Annotated in this window: 21 protein-coding genes; 6 read left to right on the forward strand and 15 right to left on the reverse strand. The window is 66.6% G+C overall.

Annotated elements, in window-relative coordinates:
- Positions 1 to 62: 62 nt before the first annotated feature.
- Positions 63 to 3,566: a carboxylic acid reductase gene (gene car / locus VEI45_RS15705; RefSeq protein ID WP_324854772.1), complete on the forward strand. Its 3,504-nt coding sequence runs from the start codon at positions 63 to 65 to the stop codon at positions 3,564 to 3,566.
- Between the two features lie 68 nt (positions 3,567 to 3,634).
- On the opposite strand, the gene VEI45_RS15710 is transcribed toward car, so the two are convergent.
- From VEI45_RS15710 to VEI45_RS15735, 6 genes are all read right to left on the reverse strand, one after another.
- Positions 3,635 to 4,276 (reverse strand): hypothetical protein, encoded by a 642-nt coding sequence (locus tag VEI45_RS15710; protein WP_324854774.1) that lies wholly within the window; start codon positions 4,274 to 4,276, stop codon positions 3,635 to 3,637.
- Between the two features lie 296 nt (positions 4,277 to 4,572).
- Positions 4,573 to 4,962, reverse strand: coding sequence for a DUF1304 domain-containing protein (locus VEI45_RS15715; protein ID WP_324854776.1), 390 nt, complete (start codon positions 4,960 to 4,962; stop codon positions 4,573 to 4,575).
- A 5-nt stretch (positions 4,963 to 4,967) separates the two neighbouring features.
- The gene (ruvB, locus tag VEI45_RS15720) at positions 4,968 to 6,035 is read right to left on the reverse strand and encodes a Holliday junction branch migration DNA helicase RuvB (RefSeq protein ID WP_324854778.1); all 1,068 of its coding nucleotides are present in this window, start codon (positions 6,033 to 6,035) and stop codon (positions 4,968 to 4,970) included.
- On the reverse strand, positions 6,032 to 6,625 hold the full coding sequence (gene ruvA / locus VEI45_RS15725) for a Holliday junction branch migration protein RuvA (RefSeq protein WP_324854780.1): 594 nt from the start codon (positions 6,623 to 6,625) through the stop codon (positions 6,032 to 6,034). Before ruvA ends, ruvB begins: the two co-directional genes overlap by 4 nt.
- A complete protein-coding gene (gene ruvC, locus VEI45_RS15730) occupies positions 6,622 to 7,176 on the reverse strand; it encodes a crossover junction endodeoxyribonuclease RuvC (protein ID WP_324854782.1) in 555 nt (184 codons plus the stop codon). Before ruvC ends, ruvA begins: the two co-directional genes overlap by 4 nt.
- A gap of 260 nt (positions 7,177 to 7,436) precedes the next feature.
- The gene (locus VEI45_RS15735; RefSeq protein ID WP_324854784.1) at positions 7,437 to 7,679 is read right to left on the reverse strand and encodes a hypothetical protein; all 243 of its coding nucleotides are present in this window, start codon (positions 7,677 to 7,679) and stop codon (positions 7,437 to 7,439) included.
- Positions 7,680 to 7,694: 15 nt separating this feature from the next.
- Between VEI45_RS15735 and VEI45_RS15740 the strand changes: the two genes are divergently transcribed.
- The 5 genes from VEI45_RS15740 to VEI45_RS15760 are packed head-to-tail and all read left to right on the forward strand — an operon-like array spanning position 7,695 to position 11,277.
- Positions 7,695 to 8,300: a DUF4178 domain-containing protein gene (locus VEI45_RS15740; protein ID WP_324854786.1), complete on the forward strand. Its 606-nt coding sequence runs from the start codon at positions 7,695 to 7,697 to the stop codon at positions 8,298 to 8,300.
- Between the two features lie 10 nt (positions 8,301 to 8,310).
- A complete protein-coding gene (locus VEI45_RS15745) occupies positions 8,311 to 8,805 on the forward strand; it encodes a DUF2617 family protein (protein ID WP_324854787.1) in 495 nt (164 codons plus the stop codon).
- Positions 8,802 to 9,233 (forward strand): DUF4247 domain-containing protein, encoded by a 432-nt coding sequence (locus tag VEI45_RS15750; RefSeq protein WP_324854789.1) that lies wholly within the window; start codon positions 8,802 to 8,804, stop codon positions 9,231 to 9,233. The genes VEI45_RS15745 and VEI45_RS15750 overlap by 4 nt, the downstream gene beginning before the upstream one ends.
- 44 nt (positions 9,234 to 9,277) lie before the next feature.
- Positions 9,278 to 9,733 (forward strand): DUF350 domain-containing protein, encoded by a 456-nt coding sequence (locus VEI45_RS15755; protein WP_324854791.1) that lies wholly within the window; start codon positions 9,278 to 9,280, stop codon positions 9,731 to 9,733.
- Complete coding sequence (locus tag VEI45_RS15760) at positions 9,730 to 11,277, forward strand: polyamine aminopropyltransferase (RefSeq protein WP_324854793.1); 1,548 nt, start codon at positions 9,730 to 9,732, stop codon at positions 11,275 to 11,277. Before VEI45_RS15755 ends, VEI45_RS15760 begins: the two co-directional genes overlap by 4 nt.
- 11 nt (positions 11,278 to 11,288) lie before the next feature.
- Here VEI45_RS15760 and VEI45_RS15765 read toward each other — a convergent pair whose 3' ends face one another.
- The 9 genes from VEI45_RS15765 to pgsA form a co-directional block, all read right to left on the reverse strand.
- Positions 11,289 to 12,044 carry a YebC/PmpR family DNA-binding transcriptional regulator gene (locus tag VEI45_RS15765; RefSeq protein WP_324854796.1) on the reverse strand — a complete coding sequence of 252 codons (756 nt, stop codon included), beginning with the start codon at positions 12,042 to 12,044 and terminating at the stop codon, positions 11,289 to 11,291.
- A 331-nt stretch (positions 12,045 to 12,375) separates the two neighbouring features.
- Positions 12,376 to 12,654, reverse strand: coding sequence for a hypothetical protein (locus tag VEI45_RS15770; protein WP_324854798.1), 279 nt, complete (start codon positions 12,652 to 12,654; stop codon positions 12,376 to 12,378).
- 215 nt (positions 12,655 to 12,869) lie between these two features.
- Positions 12,870 to 13,466: a pyridoxal 5'-phosphate synthase glutaminase subunit PdxT gene (pdxT, locus tag VEI45_RS15775; protein WP_324854799.1), complete on the reverse strand. Its 597-nt coding sequence runs from the start codon at positions 13,464 to 13,466 to the stop codon at positions 12,870 to 12,872.
- Complete coding sequence (gene tesB, locus VEI45_RS15780; protein ID WP_324854800.1) at positions 13,463 to 14,308, reverse strand: acyl-CoA thioesterase II; 846 nt, start codon at positions 14,306 to 14,308, stop codon at positions 13,463 to 13,465. The genes pdxT and tesB overlap by 4 nt, the downstream gene beginning before the upstream one ends.
- A gap of 42 nt (positions 14,309 to 14,350) precedes the next feature.
- A complete protein-coding gene (gene pdxS / locus VEI45_RS15785) occupies positions 14,351 to 15,256 on the reverse strand; it encodes a pyridoxal 5'-phosphate synthase lyase subunit PdxS (RefSeq protein WP_324854802.1) in 906 nt (301 codons plus the stop codon).
- A gap of 43 nt (positions 15,257 to 15,299) precedes the next feature.
- The gene (locus tag VEI45_RS15790) at positions 15,300 to 16,337 is read right to left on the reverse strand and encodes an NUDIX hydrolase (RefSeq protein ID WP_324854803.1); all 1,038 of its coding nucleotides are present in this window, start codon (positions 16,335 to 16,337) and stop codon (positions 15,300 to 15,302) included.
- Positions 16,337 to 17,461 (reverse strand): glycosyltransferase family 4 protein, encoded by a 1,125-nt coding sequence (locus VEI45_RS15795; protein ID WP_324854811.1) that lies wholly within the window; start codon positions 17,459 to 17,461, stop codon positions 16,337 to 16,339. Before VEI45_RS15795 ends, VEI45_RS15790 begins: the two co-directional genes overlap by 1 nt.
- 31 nt (positions 17,462 to 17,492) lie before the next feature.
- Positions 17,493 to 18,398, reverse strand: a complete 906-nt coding sequence (locus tag VEI45_RS15800; protein ID WP_414687497.1) for a phosphatidylinositol mannoside acyltransferase — start codon at positions 18,396 to 18,398, stop codon at positions 17,493 to 17,495.
- Positions 18,399 to 18,457: 59 nt separating this feature from the next.
- Positions 18,458 to 18,967, reverse strand: a 510-nt coding sequence (gene pgsA, locus VEI45_RS15805) for a phosphatidylinositol phosphate synthase (RefSeq protein WP_324854807.1), incomplete at its 5' end; no start/stop codon positions are given.

Raw genomic sequence — 18,967 nt, forward strand, 5'->3', positions numbered from 1 at the left:
AGCTGTTAGACGCAGCGTCGCGCCGCCAAGATTTCCCGGTTCACAAGTTGCGAGGTTTCGTTATGTCGATTGATGTCCAAGAACGCCGAGACCGTCGCGCCGAGGAGTTGGCCGCCAACGACCCGCAGTTCGCCGCCGCGCAGCCCGATGCCGCTGTTAGCGCCGCGATCCAGAACGCCGGGCTGCGCCTCCCGCACGTGGTCGAGGCCGTGCTGGAGGGTTACTCCGACCGGCCGGCGCTGGCTCAACGCGCCGTTGAGCTGGTCAAAGACCCCCAGACCGGACGCACGTCGGCCAAGCTGCTGCCCTGGTTTGACACTGTCAGCTATGGCGAGCTGGCCGCCCGGGTCAACGAACTGTCCCGCGCGCTGACCGACGGCATCGTGGCCGTCGGTGACCGGGTCTGCGTACTCGGCTTCACCAGCGTCGACTACACCAGCATCGACATCGCGCTGGGCCGTATCGGCGCAGTGTCGGTTCCGCTGCAGACCAGCGCGGCGATCACGCAGTTGCTGCCGATCGTCACCGAGACCGAACCCGCTGTCGTCGCCGCGAGTGTCGACCACGGGTCCGAAGCGGTCGACCTGATCCTGGCTGCAGCCGAGGCGGGCCACACGCCTGCACGGCTGATGATCTTCGACTACCGCAGCGAGGTCGACGATCACCGCGAGGCGCTGCAGACTGCCCGTCAGCGGCTGGCGCACACCGCGCTGACCGTCGAGACGCTCAACGAAGTCCGCGACCACGGCGCGTCGTTGCCGGATGTCCCCGCATTTGAGCCGGACGAGTCGGACGACCCGCTGGCCCTGCTGATCTACACCTCGGGCAGCACCGGCGCGCCCAAGGGCGCGATGTACCCGCAGAGCAATGTCGCCAAGATGTGGGACCGGTCGACCAAGAACTGGTTCGGGCCCACTGCAGCGTCGATCACCGTCAACTTCATGCCGATGAGCCACGTGATGGGCCGCGGCATCCTCTACGGCACGCTCGGGAACGGGGGCACCGCCTACTTCGCCGCCAAGAGTGATCTCTCGACGCTGCTGGAGGACCTGCGCCTGGTGCGGCCCACCGAGCTCAACTTCGTGCCGCGCATCTGGGAGATGCTGTACGGCGAGTACCAGAGCGAGGTGGACCGGCGGACAGCCGAAGGCGCCGACCGCCAGGTCGCCGAGTCCCAGGTACTGGACGAGCAGCGCCAGGAGCTGCTGGGCGGGCGCTTCATCTTCGCGATGACGGGCTCGGCACCGACCTCTCCTGAGTTGCGGACCTGGGTTGAGTCGCTGCTCGAGATGCATCTGCTGGACGGCTACGGCTCCACCGAGGCCGGCATGGTCTTGTTCGATGGCGAAATCCAGCGCCCGCCGGTGGTCGACTACAGGCTGGTCGACGTTCCGGACCTGGGCTACTTCGCCACCGACCGTCCGTATCCGCGCGGCGAGCTACTGCTCAAGACCGGCAACATGTTCCCCGGCTACTACAAGCGGGCCGAAACCACCGCCAACGTCTTCGACGCCGACGAGTACTACCGGACCGGCGACGTGTTCGCGGAGGTCGGTCCCGACCGGCTGGTCTACGTCGACCGCCGCAACAACGTCTTGAAGCTCGCCCAGGGTGAGTTCGTCACCTTGGCGAAGCTGGAGGCGGTGTTCGGCAACAGCCCGCTGGTCCGCCAGATCTACGTCTACGGCAACAGCGCGCAGCCCTACCTGCTGGCTGTGGTGGTGCCGACCGACGAGAACGCGTCGAAGTCGGCGATCGCCGAGTCGCTGCAGAACGTTGCCAAAGAGACTGGCCTGCAGTCCTACGAGGTGCCGCGCGACTTCATCATCGAGACCACGCCGTTCACCTTGGAGAACGGTCTGTTGACCGGCATCCGCAAGCTGGCGTGGCCGAAGCTCAAGCAGCATTACGGCGAGCGCCTTGAGCAGCTCTACGCCGATTTGACGCAAGGCCAGGCCGACGAGTTGTCCGAACTGCGCCGCAGCGGCGCGCAGGCGCCGGTGCTGAAAACGGTCAGCCGGGCCGCGGCCGCCATGCTGGGTGTCGCGAAGTCCGATTTGTCGCCTGATGCGCACTTCACCGAGTTGGGCGGAGACTCGTTGTCCGCGTTGACATTCGGCAACCTGCTGCACGAGATCTTCGACGTCGATGTGCCGGTGGGCGTCATCGTCAGCCCGGCCAACGATTTGCATGCCATCGCCGACTACATCGACGGCGAGCGTCGCGGCACCAAGCGGCCGACTTTCGCAGCGGTGCACGGCCGCGGTGCGGTCGAGGTGCACGCAGCCGACCTCACGCTGGACAAGTTCATCGACGGGGCCACACTGGCTGCCGCGCCTGACCTGGCGCAGCCCAGCCGCGAGGTGCGGACCGTGTTGTTGACCGGCGCCACCGGCTTCCTCGGCCGCTACCTGGCGCTGGAGTGGCTCGAGCGGATGGACTTCGTCGACGGCAGGGTGATCGCCCTGGTGCGGGCCAAGACGGATGAAGATGCGAGGACTCGGCTCGACAAGACCTTCGACAGCGGCGACCCGCAGGTGCTTGAGCACTACCGGCAGCTGGCCGCCGACCACCTAGAGGTCATCGCCGGCGACAAGGGCGAGGCCAACCTCGGCCTGGACCCGCAGACCTGGCAGCGGCTGGCCGACACCGTCGACCTGATCGTCGACCCGGCGGCCCTGGTCAACCACGTGCTGCCGTACAGCGAGCTGTTCGGGCCGAACGCGCTGGGTACCGCTGAGCTGATCAAGATCGCGCTGACCACCAAGATCAAGCCCTACACCTACGTGTCGACGATCGGTGTGGGCGATCAGATCAAGCCGGGCAGGTTCGTCGAGGACGCCGACATCCGGCAGATCAGCGCCACCCGCCAGATCAACGACAGCTACGCCAACGGCTATGGCAACAGCAAGTGGGCCGGCGAGGTGCTGCTGCGCGAGGCTAACGACCTGTACGGATTGCCGGTTGCGGTGTTCCGCTGCGACATGATTCTGGCCGACACCACGTATGCGGGCCAGCTCAATCTGCCGGACATGTTCACCCGGCTGATGCTCAGCCTGGTCGCCACCGGTATCGCCCCCGGCTCGTTCTACGAGGTGGACAGCGACGGACACCGGCAGCGCGCGCACTATGACGGACTCCCGGTCGAATTCATCGCCGAGGCGATTTCGATCTTGGGCACGGAGGTGCTGGAGAACGGAGATGGGTTCCAGACCTATCACGTGATGAACCCGTACGACGACGGCATCGGCCTCGACGAGTACGTCGACTGGCTGATCGACGCCGGGTACTCGATCCAGCGGGTCGGCGACTACGCCACCTGGTTGGAGCGGTTCGAGACCACGCTGCGAGCCCTGCCTGAGCGGCAGCGTCAATACTCGCTACTGCCACTGCTGCACAACTACCGGCGGCCTAGCACGCCGATCAACGGGTCGATGGCTCCGACCGATCGGTTCCGCACGGCGGTGCAAGAGGCGAAAATCAGCCCGGACAAAGACATCCCGCATGTCTCCGCGCCGATTATCGTCAAGTACATTACCGACCTGCAGCTGCTCGGGCTGCTGTAACTACCAGAGCTGAGGCCGATCGCCGCCTATCCGACGGCGATCGGCCTCATGGTGTCAAGACAGGTCGATCAGTTGCGCGCCCCGCCGGCGCGTAGGCGACCGAACAGCCCACGCTTGCTCTGACGGCGGTGCGATTCGGCCGTGGCTGAGGTCAGCACCTCGGTCGGAGCCGCCGGTGCAGCGAAGTCATCGGAGGTGTTCGCCGCCGCCTCCTCGGCTTCCAACGCATATTCGAGGTCACGCGCCGTCCGGACCGACACCCGCGCCAAGGCCGCGCCACCGAGGAAGACGATCAGTGCGCCCAGCCCAGAAAAGTAGGCGATCTCGAGCACAGCCCGTCTGGCGTCCGTCGCGGCGATCGGCTGGCCGATGTCTCCGAGCCGCAGAGTCGATGCCAGTGTGCGACCGACGATGAACCAGGCGCCGCCGATGACGGCCAACCAGCCGCCGAACATCGCAGTGGCCCGGTTTCCCGAAATCAGCAGCAAAAAACCGCCCAGCGCGGTGGTAGCTCCGGGGAACACCTCCAGCCAGGCGCGTGCGGTGCTCCACGCCCACGCTTGGTCGGGGGTGTAGGCGAAATGGAAATACGGCCCGACGAAGGGGATCAACGCTCCCCATACACCGAGGATTATCAGGAGTAATCCGCTCACCGCGCCGCGGCTGCGCGGCATGTGCAGGCTGCCGAAACCCGACCGCGAGTCATTCATTACGAGTCTCCTCAAACAGTGGACACCGATGCTGTCAAGCGCGTGGTGAGTACCCGTATGCGTTGGCGGTGTAACCCGGGGCGGCCCTCGCGGGTACCAGCCTAGCGGACCCGGCACGGGTGCACCACGAACCTGCAGCGCCGTACCACCGGCCAGCAATCAACAGGCCAACCGGCGCGTTTTTGCGCGTTTCCCCACCACGCGCCAAGCTGTCCAGGTGGAGAGTCCGCGGTTGGCGAAGCAGGGCATCGTGGCTTAGCAACGGCCCTATTATTTCGGATCTGCTTGACTCTGGCCTAGCGCGTGACGAGGCCGATCACCAACAACACGACAGCAATCGCCGGAAACGTGCCCTGGGTCAGCGCGGCCCGCGCCTTGTCCGGTGACGACGCCAGCAGTACGACCGCCGCGGCGAGCATGGATCCTACGCCGGCGAAGATCAGCGCCGCGCCAACGCTCTTGTGGCCCAACGCGACCGCAGTGACGCCGACCCCGCTGACGATCGCCAGGAAGAGGTTGTAGAAGCCCTGGTTGAACGCGAGCAGCTTGGTGGTCTCGGCCTCCTCGGCCGTCGTGCCGAACACGGCGCGGGTGCGCGGAGTGGTCCAGGTCAGCGATTCCATCGTGAAGATGTACACGTGCAGCAACGCGGCCAGCGCGGCGAATACCAATCCAGCTGTGATCATGTGTCCTACTCGAATAGTCCCTGTTGGCCCAAACTAGCGGCCCTCGCCGGCGGCACCAGCCCCAAGTGAGTCCACGCCTGCGGGGTTGCGACCCGGCCACGCGGCGTGCGCGCGATCATGCCGGCCCGCACCAGAAACGGCTCGCAGACCTCCTCAACCGTGGTGGCCTCCTCCCCGACCGCCACCGCCAGCGTCGACACGCCCACCGGGCCGCCACCGAAGCTGCGGGTCAGCGCCGAGAGCACCGCCCGGTCCAGGCGGTCCAGGCCGAGCTCGTCGACGTCGTAGACCTCCAACGCGGACTTGGCGACATCGCGGGTGATGACCCCGTCGGCGCGCACCTCGGCAAAGTCGCGGACCCGGCGCAGCAACCGGTTGGCGATGCGCGGGGTGCCCCGCGAGCGGCGGGCGATCTCCGCGCCGGCCTCAGCGCCCAATTCGATGCCCAGAATCCCGGCGGAGCGCGCCAGCACCCGCTCCAGCTCGGCGGGCTCGTAGAAATCCATGTGCGCGGTGAACCCGAACCGGTCGCGCAGCGGCCCGGTCAACGCGCCGGATCGGGTGGTAGCGCCGACCAGGGTGAACGGCGCCACATCCAGCGGAATCGACGTCGCGCCAGGGCCTTTGCCGACGACCACGTCGACGCGAAAGTCCTCCATGGCCAGGTAGAGCATCTCCTCGGCGGCCCGGGCGATGCGGTGAATCTCGTCGATGAACAGCACGTCATGCTCGACGAGGTTGGACAGCATCGCCGCCAAGTCGCCGGCGCGTTCCAGTGCCGGCCCCGACGTCACCCGCAGCGACGACCCGAGTTCGGCGGCGATGATCATCGCCAGCGACGTCTTGCCCAGACCCGGCGGGCCGGACAACAGGATGTGATCCGGTGTGCCGCCGCGGTTTTTGGCGCCCTCGATGACCAGCTGCAGCTGCTCGCGCACCCGCGGCTGGCCGATGAACTCCCGTAGCGAGCGTGGCCGCAGGCTTGCGTCGATGTCGCCTTCGCCGACGGTCAGGGCGGCGCTGACCTCCCGGTCCTCGACGTCCCCGTCGTCAAACTCCTCGAATCTGCTCACTTCGTCTTCCCCAGCAGCGACAGCGCTGACCGCAATGCAGTCGACGTGGTGGCCTCTGGTTCGTTGGCCAGCACCTTTTCGGTGGCCTCCTCGGCTTGCTTGGCCGCAAAGCCAAGTCCCACAAGGGCTTCGATCACCGGACCCCGAACGACGTGACCGTTGACCGACGTCGCCGCGGCGCTGGTGCCCACCGCCCCGATCTTGTCGCGCAACTCGAGCACCATCCGCTCGGCGCCGCGCTTGCCGATGCCCGGCACCCGGGTCAGCGCGGCGACGTCGCCGTCGGCGAGCGCTTGGCGCAGCGCCCGCGCGTCGTACACCGCCAGGGTGGCCAGCGCGATCTTGGGCCCGACGCCGGAGACCCCCAGCAACGTCAGGAACAGGTCGCGGGCATCAGCGTCGGGGAAACCGTAGAGCGTCATCGAGTCTTCCCGGACGATCATCGCGGTGATCAGCCGGGCTTCGCTGCCCCGGCGCAGCGTTGCAAGCGTCGACGGGGTGGCCATCAGCTTGTAGCCCACCCCGGCCGCCTCGATCACCACATGATCCAGAGCCACGTCGAGCACCTCGCCGCGCACCGAGGCGATCACGTCGCGGCCCTGACTTTCGCGGCGAACTTCCGGCGCTGCTCTGCGACCTTAGCTTCGGCCTCGGCCATCCGGGCGAGCATCGGCGCACGCCAGCAGTGACAGATCGCCAACGCCAACGCGTCGGCGGCGTCGGCGGGTGTCGGTTTGGCTTGCAGCCCAAGGATTCTGGTGACCATGGCGGTGACCTGCGCCTTGCCGGCACCGCCGTTGCCGGTGACCGCGGCCTTGACCTCGCTGGGGGTGTGAAAGTGCACGTCGATGTCGCGTTTGGCGGCCGCCAGCGCGATCACCCCGCCGGCCTGCGCGGTACCCATCACAGTCGAGACGTTCTGCTGGGAGAACACCCGCTCGATCGCGATGACGTCGGGATGATGCGTGTCCAACCAATGCTCGACGGCGTCGCTGATGGCCAGTAGCCGGCGCGGCACCGGCTCGTCGGCCGGAGTCCGCACGACGTCGACGTCCAGCGCGAGGATCTGACGGCCGCGACCGCTTTCGACGACCGACAGGCCGCAGCGGGTGAGTCCCGGGTCGACGCCCATCACGCGCACGTCAAGCTCCCTCAGCTAGGCCGAACAGCTGTTCGATACCTTAACGGGCGGGACCGACACCGGCCGGTAGGACACGCGGTCCGTTCGAGCTCATGGCTCGTGCGTCAGCTTCATCCCGAACATGATTAGCGACCCTTTCTGGTTTCTGGAATAACCATTTCTTGCCGGCGCTAGTTGTCGTCCGCGGCCTGCTGGGGTCACGGTGAGCTGCTCGTTGACCTGAACAAAATGGAGTTTTCTCTCACATACCTTCGTGCGTCTCACTGGCGATTCGCGTCGTCGATAAACACCGAAAACTCATTCCGCGCACTCACCTCGCCCAGCAGCACACCAAACAGTCCGGCCAGCAGCGTCGGACCCGAACGCGCCAAACCCGAAATGAAATGAATGGATGACTTGGGCGCTTCCCTGCCTAACCTCCGCACCGCAGCGCTGAGCGCCTGTCCGGGACAGCAAAAGCTGTTACCTTGAACCGCACCATCGATCAACCGCGGTGCGGTCATCCGAAAGGCCTACCCATGGGGACAGCACTGCTCGTGCTCGCCGCGGTGCTCTTCATCGCGGCGATTGTGGTTTTCGTGGCGGCGTTGCGGCGTCCTAAAGAACCGCGGGGCGCCCGCCAAGATCCACTCAAGTTCGCCGCGGCGGCGCCTCAATTCGGCCCGCGGCAACTCGGCCCCGGCGCGATCGTCAGTCACGGCGGCATCGACTACGTGGTCCGCGGCTCGGTCACCTACCGCGAGGGTCCGTTCGTGTGGTGGGAGCACCTGTTGGAAGGCGGCGAGCAGCCGATCTGGTTCAGCGTCGAAGACGACGACGGCCGGCTGAAATTGGCGATGTGGGTCAGCCGCAAAGACCTTCAGCTCGAACCTGGTGGCGAGCATGTGGTCGACGGGGTGACCTACCGGGAGTCGGAGCATGGTCACGCCGGATACACCACCGAGGGCACAACGGGTCTGCCGGCGGGCGGCGACATGGACTTCGTCGACTACGCCAACGCCGACGAGACCGCGCTGCTGTCCTTCGAACGCTGGGCGCCGGACATGCCATGGGAGGTTTCCACCGGCAAGACCGTGCTGACCGGCGAGCTCACCGTCTACCCTGCGCCGCCGGCCACGGCGTAGGACCACATCGGTGCCGCTCCATCAGCTGGCCGTGTCACCGGCCGATGTCAGCGGAGCGGGACTTGGACTGGCGCTCAACGCGCCCGCCTCTCCCCCATTGGCCACCTACCGACTAAGCCACCCCGACGGCGGCGCGCTCGTGCTCGGCGTCCTCGGCGCGTCGCATGTCATCACCGTAGAGCACGCGAATTGTCATTTCTCGGAACAGGTTTCGTGTGACCTCGACGGCAAGTTGCCCGAGCGCACTGAGGCACCGGGCTACCACCTCGAATCCCGCATCGATATCCGCGACGAGCCAAGTTTCCGCCGACTCGCCCACCGCCTGCGCGAACGTTGCGCACGTGAAACCGGTTGGCTCGGGGGAACTTTCCCCGGCGATGACGCCGCGCTGACGGCGCTAGCGGCCGAGCCCGACGGCGCCGGCTGGCGCTGGCAGACCTGGCACCTTTACCCCGCGGCGTCCGGCGGCACCATCGTCTACACCGCCAGCCGGTGGTGCCCATGAGCCGCAACCGTCTGTTCGTGGTGGCCCTTGCGCTGGCCGTCACGTCCTTTACCAGCCTAATATTCGGAATATCGTTGCAAAACAAGAATATTCGCTCGTTTGTTGCCTCCCACTACCGCGAATACTCCCATGACGCAGACGGGACGCGGTATCTCTGCGAGGGATCGCCCGCAAAAGTGGCCGACACCCTCGCCGGCTATCAAAGCCCGGCAGCGCGTGCCTCCAGCGCGGGCACCCAGTATCTGCGTTACGACGACGCAATCGTGTCGGTCGGCCCGGACGGCCCGCACCCGTGCAGCGTCCGAGTCGAAGACCTGGCCGCCGGCTACAGCCACGGCGCGTTCATCTTTCTCGGTCCTGGCTTTTACCCGGGAGCTCCCTCGGGCGGCGCCGGAGGCAGCTCGGGTGGCCCGGGCGGGACCAAATGACACCTCAGCGGACACAATACGCGTAGGAGCGAAAAGGAGAAGTCATGTACTTGGCCCTCGAGTTGGGAACCATCGACCTCAACCCGGTCCTCAAAGGCCTGCTCGCCACCATCTTGTACTTCGTGGTCGGCATGGCCGTTTTGGTCCTCGGCTTCATCATGGTCGACGTGCTCACCCCGGGGAAGCTGCGCCAGATGGTGTTCGTCGATCGCCGCCCCAACGCCGTCGTGCTGGCCTGCGCGATGTATGTCGCGCTGGCCACCGTGATCATCACCGCCATCGCCAACAGCTATAGCCAGCTGGGTCAGGGGCTGGTGGGCGTGGCGGTATACGGGCTGATCGGCGTTGTCCTGCAGGGGATCGCGCTGCTGACACTCCACTTTGTGATACCGGGCAACTTCCATGAGCACGTCGACGAGCCAGAGCTGCATCCGGCGGCGTTCGCCACGGCCGTGATGCTGCTGGCCGTAGGAGGGGTGACCGCCGCCGCGGTGTCATGACGTCGTTTGCGGAGTCTTCCGCGCGCTGGCGGGCGGTGCTGCTGGCCGCGGTCGCGGCATGCGCGGCATGCGGCATCATTTACGAACTTGCGCTGCTGACGTTGTCGGCCAGCCTCAACGGGGGCGGCATCGTCGCCACATCGCTGATTGTCGCCGGCTACATCGCCGCGCTGGGCGCCGGCGCCCTACTGGTCAGGCCGCTGCTGGCACGGGCAGCGATCACCTTCATCGCCGTCGAGGCGCTGCTGGGCATCATCGGCGGATTGTCTGCGGCGGCCCTGTACGTGATGTTCTCGTTCATCGGCGGATCGTTGTTGGTGCTCGCGGTGGGCACCGCGCTCATCGGCGGCCTGGTCGGCGCGGAGGTACCGCTGCTGATGACGCTGCTGCAGCAGAGGCGAGTCGCCTCAGAAGACCCAGCCACAGACACCGGGCGGACGTTGGCCAACCTCACCGCCGCCGACTACCTGGGCGCGCTGATCGGCGGGCTGGTTTGGCCGTTCGTGCTGCTGCCGCACCTGGGCATGATCCGCGGCGCGGCCGCCACCGGCATCATCAACCTGGTCGCCGCAGCGATCGTCTCGATTTTCCTGCTGCGACAAGTGGTTAGCGCCCGCCAGCTGATCACGGCGTTGTGCGCGCTGGCCGCAGCGCTGGCACTGCTGGCCACGCTTCTGGTGCGTGCTGCCGACATCGAGACGACCAGCCGCCAGCGGCTCTACGCCGACCCGATCATCGCCTACCGCCATTCGGCGTATCAGGAGATCGTGGTGACCCGTCGTGGCAACGACATGCGCCTCTACCTCGACGGCGGTTTGCAATTCTCCAGCCGCGACGAGTACCGCTACACCGAAAGCTTGGTCTATCCTGCGCTCGGTTCAGGAGCGCGGTCGGTGCTGGTGCTGGGCGGCGGCGATGGCCTGGCCGCCCGCGAACTGGTGCGCCAGCCCGGTGTCGCGAAGATCGTGCAAGTGGAGCTCGACCCGGACGTCATCGAATTGGCCCGCACCACAATGCGTTCCGTCAACAACGGCTCGCTGGACAATCCACGCGTCGACATCGTCACCGACGATGCGATGACCTGGCTGCGTGGCCCGCACTCGGGGTCGTTCGACGCGGTGATCGTCGACCTTCCCGACCCGGATACTCCGGTGCTGGGCCGGCTCTATTCGACCGAGTTCTATGCGCTGGTCTCGCGTGCGCTGGCACCCGGCGGGCTGATGGTGGTGCAGGCGGGCAGCCCCTATTCGACCCCAATCGCGTTCTGGCGCACGGTATCCACCGTCGAGGCCGCCGGCTACGTGGTCACGCCCTACCACGTGAATGTCCCCACTTTCGGCGACTGGGGCTTTGTCCTTGCCCGCCACGGTGACACGGCGCCGCGACCGACGGTGCCACCCAACGCTCCGCTGCTGCGCTTCCTCAACCAGTCGGTGCTCGACGCAGCCAGCATCTTCTCCCCCGACGTGGGGCCCCGCGTGCTCCAACCGTCAACGCTGGAACATCCGCGCATTGTCCAGGACATGCGCCACGGCTACGACTAGCTCTGGCTGAGTTACTCCTCGTCGAGGGCGGCGAGCACCTCGTCGGAGACGTCGACGTTGGTGTAGACGTTCTGCACGTCGTCGCTCTCCTCCAGCGCGTCGACCAGCTTGAACACCTTGCGGGCGCCCTCGACGTCGACCGGCACGCTCACCGACGGCTGAAAGCCGGCTTCGGCGGACTCGTAGTCAATCCCGTTGTCCTGCAACGCGGTTCGCACCGCTACCAAGTCGCTGGGCTCCGAGATCACCTCGAAGCTGTCGCCCAGGTCATTGACGTCCTCGGCGCCGGCGTCCAGCACCGCGGTGAGCACGTCGTCCTCAGTCAGGCCGTCCTTATCCAGCGTCACCACGCCTTTACGTGAGAACAGATAGGCGACCGACCCCGGATCGGCCATCGCGCCGCCGTTGCGCGTCATCGCCACCCGCACCTCGCTGGCGGCGCGGTTGCGATTGTCGGTCAGGCACTCGATCAACACCGCCACACCGTTGGGCGCGTAGCCCTCGTAGGTAATGGTCTGATATTCAGCACCGCCGGCTTCCTCGCCGGCGCCGCGCTTACGTGCCTTCTCGATGTTGTCGTTGGGCACCGAGTTCTTCTTGGCCTTCTGGATCGCGTCATACAGCGTCGGGTTGCCCCCGGGGTCACCGCCGCCGACACGGGCCGCGACCTCGATGTTCTTGATCAGCCGGGCGAACATCTTGCCGCGGCGCGCGTCGACGACGGCCTTCTTGTGCTTGGTGGTGGCCCATTTGGAATGGCCGCTCATCGGTGTACTACCTCTTCTGTCGCTCCCAAAGTTCGCCCAACGAGTCTACGTGGGCAGCAGCCACCGACTATGCAGCAGCTCCCTTCCACCCCGGCTGCCTCACCATCCCCAAGAGTCACACGAAATCGCTCGAAGGCGGGCAAAACCAGCCCCAGGTCTCCCCTGTGACTCAGGTGACGGCTGAAACGTCACCCCTTCCCGGCTCGACCCACCGCCACCGGGTCGACCACCACGGCCGCGCGTCGGGCAAGGCATCGGTCACCCGCCCACCACCCCTGGCAACCAATGCATCCGGGCAGAGTTTGTCGAACTTGCTGGTTGTCAACAGATTTCAGCCGTGCGGCGCGTCGGAGATCTTGCTGTCTGGTGTGCCGATCGTTTGGCAGTAAATCAACGCCGACGCGCGTGTTGCCGAGACCTCCAGGTTGTTGGGTTCATTGCCGCTCTTGTCCTTGAGCATTGCACTGATTTCGGAGTCCTGCTTCTTTTCGTCCTGCGTCTTGAAGTCCTTGCATTTGGTGTCGCCACCCGTGTTGATGATCTGTGAGGCGGAGCAACCGCTGAGCAACAGCGCGGCGATCGCGATGGCCGCGGCTCCAGTTCGCTTCATCGTTGACCTTTCTGAGCCGGAAACGGTGGCTATCTTTTACACCGCAACGCCTCGCCTCAAACCTTTTTGTGTGCTCCGACGGTGCTACGTGCACTATCGGTGAAATGGTGACGATGCGGCCCGGCACCTGCTACTGATGCTCCTGCTGCGGCGGACGCGCCCTAGTCGGCGGCGTTCGATGGGTGCTGCCCGCCGCCGGCTGACCACACACTCCGTCACGCCTCGCCAGTAACGATGTCGACGAACAATCGGTGAATACGTCGATCCCCCGTCATCTCCGGGTGAAACGCCGTGGCAAGCACCCCACCCTGCCGCACCGCGACGGCGTGCCCGGCGGCCCGGGCCAACACCTGCACACCCTCACCGACCCGCTCCACCCACGGCGCGCGGATGAACACCGCGTGCACCGGCTTGTCGAAGCCGGTGAACTCGACATCGCCTTCGAACGAGTCGACCTGACGTCCAAAAGCGTTGCGCCGCACGGTCATATCGATGCCGCCCAGCGGAACTGCCTCGCGGCCACCCGCACCGGCGTCCAGAATCTCACTGGCCAACAGGATCATGCCGGCACAGGCCCCGTAGGCCGGAAGCCCGTCGGCGAGCCGCTTGCGCAGCGGCTCCAGCAGGTCAAGTTCGCGCAGCAGATGGCTCATCGTGGTGGACTCGCCGCCGGGGATGACCAGCGCGTCGACGGCGTCGAGTTCGTCGCGACGTCGCACCGGCACCGCCGAAACTCCGGAATCGCGCAGCGCCGCCAGGTGTTCGCGGGTGTCGCCCTGCAGTGCTAACACCCCGATGCGTACCGCGTTCACTGCCCCGCAGGCCGGTATCCGCGCGCGAAGCGGGTCAGGCCCTCCTGCATGACGGCCGCGACCATCTCGCCGTACTGGTTGAAGATCTTCCCCTGGCACAGCGCGCGACCACCGCACGCCGACGGCGAGGACTGGTCATAGAGCAACCACTCGTCGGCCCGGAAGACCCGCATGAACCACATCGCATGGTCCAGCGACGCCACCTGCAGATGCGAGCGCTCGTCGAGGTGTGTCACCTGCGCCGAGCCCAGCAGGGTGAGATCGCTCATGTAGGCCAGCGCGCAGATGTGCAGCACTGGGTCATCAGGCAGCGGATCGCGATGGCGGAACCACACCTGCTGCTGCGAAGCCTTCCCCGGCACCAGCTCCAGCAAATCGCGCGGCACGATGCGGATGTCCCACTCCGCGAACTGCGCAAACCCGGCGTCGTCGAACACCTTCATCGACTTCAGCCCCGGCAGATCGTCCGGTGGCGGCGCCGACGGCATCACATCCTGATGGTGGATGCCCTCCTGATCGGTCTGGAACGACGCCGACATGGAGAAAATGGTTTCGCCGTGCTGGATGGCGTTGACCCGCCTGGTGCAAAACGAGCCGCCGTCGCGCGTGCGTTCGACCAGAAAAACAGTGGGCGCCTTGGCATCTCCCGGTCGTAGAAAGTACCCGTGCAGCGAATGCACGAGGAACTGCGGGTCGACGGTGCGCACCGCCGACACCAGCGACTGGCCGGCCACATGACCGCCGAAGGTGCGCTGAAAGTAACCCGATTCCGGGCTGAACACGCTACCGCGGTAGATGTTGACCTCGAGTTGCTCGAGGTCAAGGATCTTCTCGATCGACACGCTATGACCGTCTGCTCTTCGCGCAAGCGCTCATCGCCGTGGTCACCAGCCGCGTTCGGCCAGGCGATGCGGCGTGGCGATCTCCTCCACATTGATGCCGACCATCGGCTCGCCGAGCCCCCGCGACACCCGGGCCAGCACATCGGGGTCGTCGTAGAAGGTGGTGGCCTTGACGATCGCCGCGGCGCGCTGGGCCGGGTCGCCGGATTTGAAGATGCCCGAGCCGACGAAAACGCCTTCGGCGCCGAGTTGCATCATCATCGCGGCGTCAGCCGGAGTCGCGATGCCACCGGCGGTGAACAGCGTGACCGGCAGCTTACCGGCCCGCGCCACCTCCACGACGAGGTCGTAGGGCGCCGCGAGTTCCTTTGCCGCAAAGTACAACTCGTCGTCGGACAATGACGTCAGCCGGCGGATCTCACCGCCGATGGCCCGCATGTGGGTGGTCGCGTTGGAGACGTCGCCGGTGCCCGCTTCGCCCTTCGACCGAATCATCGCAGCGCCCTCGTTGATGCGCCGCAGCGCCTCACCGAGATCGGTTGCGCCGCAGACGAACGGCACGGTGAACTTCCACTTGTCGATGTGGTGGGTGTAGTCAGCCGGGGTGAGCACTTCGGATTCGTCGATGTAGTCCACACCCAGGCTCTGCAGGATCTGCGCCTCGACGAAATGCCCGATGCGGGCCTTGGCCATCACCGGGACGGTGACTGCGGAGATGATGCCCTCGATCATGTCCGGGTCGCTCATCCGCGAGACGCCGCCCTGAGCGCGGATATCGGCGGGCACCCGTTCCAGCGCCATCACCGCGACGGCGCCGGCGCCTTCGGCGATGCGGGCCTGCTCGGGCGTGACGACGTCCATGATGACGCCGCCCTTGAGCATCTCGGCCATCCCGCGCTTGACCCGCGCCGTTCCGGTCTGCGGGCTGCCGTTTGACGCGGTATCCATGGGCCCGAGTCTAGTGGCGGAGGGCAAACGGTATTTACGCGCCTCAGCGGATGGACTGAAGCTGACGAGCCCGATCCGGAGCCGCGGCCAGCGCGATCGCCTCGGCGAGCAGTTCGGACAGCTGCAGCGGGTACACCGTCTCGCCGGCCGCCGCCAGTTCGGCGATGTCGGCAGTGTCACACCAGCGGTGGCAGTGGATGTAGCGGCTCTCCAGCTCGGTCCGCCCGACGGCGGACGGCTCGAACCGCCGGGTCCGGTAGACGAAGAAGAACTCCTCGCTGTCGATCGCCGCGCCGTTGAAGTCGAACACCGCGTCGCGGCGCCAGATCGGGCCGATCATGTCAGCGGGATCGGCATGCAAACCGGTCTCCTCGGCCAGCTCACGGGTGGCGGCCTCGGCCAACGACTCACCGTCGCCGACCTGACCGCCCACGGTGAACCACCACCGCGGCGCAGTGCCTGACGACGCTGCCGGGTCGGACCCGCACAACAGCAGCACCGCGCCGGATTCGTCGAGCAGCACCACCCGCGCCGACGTGCGCCGGCCTGCCGCCGGCTGATCACCATACCGCATCGGCTGCGACCGCTCGGCAATCTCGAAATAGCTTGGCAGCGCAGCTGTTCCGCCCAGCCGCAGCTGCCGAACCAGACTCCGCTCGCGCAGCGCCAGCGTGTCCCGGACTGCATCGTTGTGGAATCTGCGGGCCAACAGCACCCGCGCTTCGGCGTCGGCCAACTCGGCGATCAGCCCGGTCGGCACCGACGCCGGATCGACCGTCGCGAGCGCCGCCGACAGCTGGTTTTCACAAGCCTCGCGGGCCTGCCGAGGGGCACGCTCCGCGGCATCGGCCAACGCGACCAACTGCTTGCTGTGCGCAGCACCGCCGTAGGCGTTCGCCGCGACGGCGCGGGCCACCACCGCGCGCCGGGCCAGCGCGCCGTCAAGGGCCTGCCAGGACAGGTCATAGCGCACGTGCAGCCGGTCCAGCCGATTGGCCGTCTGATACCCCCAGGCGCCGAACGCGACCAGCACCGCCACCAGCACAGCCAGCGCGATGACCAGCACGATCGTCCCGGTCATCAGCTCGCCACCTGCACCTTGGCGCCGGACGCGGCGACCGTCTCGTAGACCCGCATGATCTGGTTGGCCACCACCGACCAGTCATAGCGGCGCACCGCGTCGGCGCCTGCGGCGATGTAGCGTTGCGCCAACCGATCGTTCTCCAATACCGCGACCAGGCCGTCGGCGAGCGCAGCGCCGTCTTCGACCGGCACCAGTCGGCCCGCATCGCCATTACGCAGCACCTGCCGGAACGCGTGCAGATCGCTGGCCACCACCGGGGTACCGGCGGCCATTGCCTCGACCAGGACGATGCCGAAACTCTCCCCGCCGGTGTGCGGCGCACAGTAGACGTCGACACTGCGTAACGCCGACGCCTTGACGGCGTCGTCAACTTGGCCCAGGAAACGCAGATGGCCCGCCAATCCGCCGGCTTTGCTGCGCAGTTCGTCTTCGTCGCCGCGGCCCACGATCAGCACCTGGACGCCTGGGAAGTGCTCGACCAGGCTGGGCAGCGCGTCGATCAGCACGGCCATGCCCTTGCGGGGTTCGTCGTAGCGGCCCAGGAACAGCACCGTCTTGCCGGGCCGCGGATACCCGTCGAGGAGTGGCGCTGCGGCGAACGAGGCCACGTTGACACCGTTGGGAATCTCCACCGCGTCCGATCCCAGCGCTTCCATCTGCCAGCGCCGGGCCAAATCGGACACCGCGATGCGGCCGACAATCTTCTCGTGCCAGGGCCGCAGCACACCCTGGAAGACCGCTAGCGTCAGCGATTTGGTTGTCGACGTGTGAAAGGTCGCCACGATCGGCCCCTCGGCCACCCGCAGGGCCCACATCGACAGGCTGGGCGCATTCGGCTCATGCAGATGCAGCACGTCGAAGTCGCCTTCGGCCAGCCAGCGCCTCACCTTGCCGTGTACGGCTGGGCTGAATTGCAGCCGCGCCACCGAACCGTTGTAGGGAATCGGGACGGCCCTGCCTGCGGAGACGACGTACTCGGGCAGCGACACATGCGGCGACGAGGGCGCCAGCACGCTGACGTTCTGACCGCGGGCGCGCATCACCTCGGCGAGCTGCAACACATGCGACTGCACCCCGCCCGGGACATCGAACGAGTACGGACACACCATGCCGATTCGCATCAAGCCCCCGCCAATCGGGCCCGTCGCTCGTCTAGTCCCATTGCCCGACTCCTCCTCGGGCCGTTCCGGCCCGTCGCTCATCGGACAGATCCGCCAGCCACTGCGGCTGCAGCATATGCCAGTCGGCGGGATGCTCGGCGATGTTGCGGGCGAAGACGTCCGCCAGCGCCTGGGTGATGACGCCGACGTCGCGACTCGTGCAATCCAGCGACGGGTGAATCTCCAATCGGCTGGCGTCGGGCTCATACCAGCAATGCACCGGCAGCAGCGGCGCCCCGGTTTTGATCGCCAGCTTCGCCGGTCCGGCCGGCATCCTGGTCGGTTCGCCGAAGAAATCGACCTCGATGCCGCTGCGGGTCAGGTCGCGCTCGGCCATCAGACACACAAGTTTGTTGTCCTGCAGGCGTTCGCTGAGTAACTCGAAGGGGGGCTGCTCGCCGCCGGACAGTGGGATCACCTCGAAGCCCAGGCTCTCCCGGTAGCCGATGAACCGCCGGTACAGCGACTCAGGTTTGAGCCGCTCGGCGACGGTGGTGAATTTGCCGTGGGTCTGGACCAGCCATACCCCGGCCATGTCCCAGTTGCCGCTGTGCGGCAACGCCATCACCGCACCGCGGCCGGCAGCCAGCGCTGCATCGATATGTTCCTGGCCCAGAGCCGTTTTGGCGATCTCTTGGCCCACCGCGTAGTGATCCATCGTCGGCAACCGGAATGTCTCCCGCCAATAACGGGCGTAGGAGGCCAGCGACGCCCGCATCAAGCTGCCGGGCACGTCTTTCGGCGGAACACCGATGACGCGCGCCAGGTTCTTACGCAGTTGGGGCGGGCCGCCGTTGCGGGAGGCGTAAAGCGCTCCGGCGTCAAAGACGTTGCGCGCGGCGAATTCCGGCATCGCACGCACCATCATCCACCCGGTCGCATAACCCCAGTCGGTCATCCGGCGACCCAGCGAAAGACCGCTGACCCCAGGCAGTTTCAGGCCCGACGGGACAGAGATCACGGCTCGCTCTTCCCCGGCTGATTGTGACCCTGCTCGCCGGCCGGGGGCATCGGATCGGCCGCGCCGGGCGAATGCCGCACGGTGTGCAACCGCTGAGCACAGGTGATCATGCTTGCCGCGGCCAGCAGCCACATCGCCACGGGCAGCGCCCACGGCAGCGGGAACACCGGCAGGTCCGACAATCCCGCCCCGACGAGCACGATGATCAACCGTTCCGGCCGCTCGATGAAGCCGCCGTCACCGCGCAGCCCGCTTGCCTCGGCGCGGGCCTTGATGTAGGAGATGACCTGTGACGTGACCAGGCAGATCAACGTCGCCACCACCAGCGACGGGCTGTGCAAGCCGAACGCCGCCCACCACGCCAGCCCGCAGAACACCGCGCCGTCGCTGATGCGGTCGCAGGTGGCATCCAGCACGGCACCGAAGCGGCTGCCGCCACCGCTTTCCCGCGCCATGGCCCCGTCGACCAGGTCGAACATCACGAAAAACCAGATCACCAAGGTGCC

Origin of the sequence: Mycobacterium sp., from assembly GCF_035623875.1 — a bacterium.
Lineage (GTDB): Bacteria > Actinomycetota > Actinomycetes > Mycobacteriales > Mycobacteriaceae > Mycobacterium.

What these genes read in the sequence shown, in the direction of transcription:
- pdxS (WP_324854802.1), bottom strand. Translation starts at nt 15,256, where the DNA reads ATGGATACCGCGTCAAACGGCAGCCCGCAGACCGGAACGGCGCGGGTC.
- VEI45_RS15765 (WP_324854796.1), bottom strand. Translation starts at nt 12,044, where the DNA reads ATGAGCGGCCATTCCAAATGGGCCACCACCAAGCACAAGAAGGCCGTC.
- VEI45_RS15735 (WP_324854784.1), bottom strand. Translation starts at nt 7,679, where the DNA reads ATGACCGCACCGCGGTTGATCGATGGTGCGGTTCAAGGTAACAGCTTT.
- VEI45_RS15795 (WP_324854811.1), bottom strand. Translation starts at nt 17,461, where the DNA reads ATGCGAATCGGCATGGTGTGTCCGTACTCGTTCGATGTCCCGGGCGGG.
- VEI45_RS15760 (WP_324854793.1), top strand. Translation starts at nt 9,730, where the DNA reads ATGACGTCGTTTGCGGAGTCTTCCGCGCGCTGGCGGGCGGTGCTGCTG.
- VEI45_RS15790 (WP_324854803.1), bottom strand. Translation starts at nt 16,337, where the DNA reads ATGACCGGGACGATCGTGCTGGTCATCGCGCTGGCTGTGCTGGTGGCG.
- VEI45_RS15740 (WP_324854786.1), top strand. Translation starts at nt 7,695, where the DNA reads ATGGGGACAGCACTGCTCGTGCTCGCCGCGGTGCTCTTCATCGCGGCG.
- VEI45_RS15800 (WP_414687497.1), bottom strand. Translation starts at nt 18,398, where the DNA reads ATGACCGACTGGGGTTATGCGACCGGGTGGATGATGGTGCGTGCGATG.
- VEI45_RS15770 (WP_324854798.1), bottom strand. Translation starts at nt 12,654, where the DNA reads ATGAAGCGAACTGGAGCCGCGGCCATCGCGATCGCCGCGCTGTTGCTC.
- VEI45_RS15715 (WP_324854776.1), bottom strand. Translation starts at nt 4,962, where the DNA reads ATGATCACAGCTGGATTGGTATTCGCCGCGCTGGCCGCGTTGCTGCAC.
- VEI45_RS15750 (WP_324854789.1), top strand. Translation starts at nt 8,802, where the DNA reads ATGAGCCGCAACCGTCTGTTCGTGGTGGCCCTTGCGCTGGCCGTCACG.
- car (WP_324854772.1), top strand. Translation starts at nt 63, where the DNA reads ATGTCGATTGATGTCCAAGAACGCCGAGACCGTCGCGCCGAGGAGTTG.
- VEI45_RS15755 (WP_324854791.1), top strand. Translation starts at nt 9,278, where the DNA reads ATGTACTTGGCCCTCGAGTTGGGAACCATCGACCTCAACCCGGTCCTC.
- VEI45_RS15710 (WP_324854774.1), bottom strand. Translation starts at nt 4,276, where the DNA reads ATGAATGACTCGCGGTCGGGTTTCGGCAGCCTGCACATGCCGCGCAGC.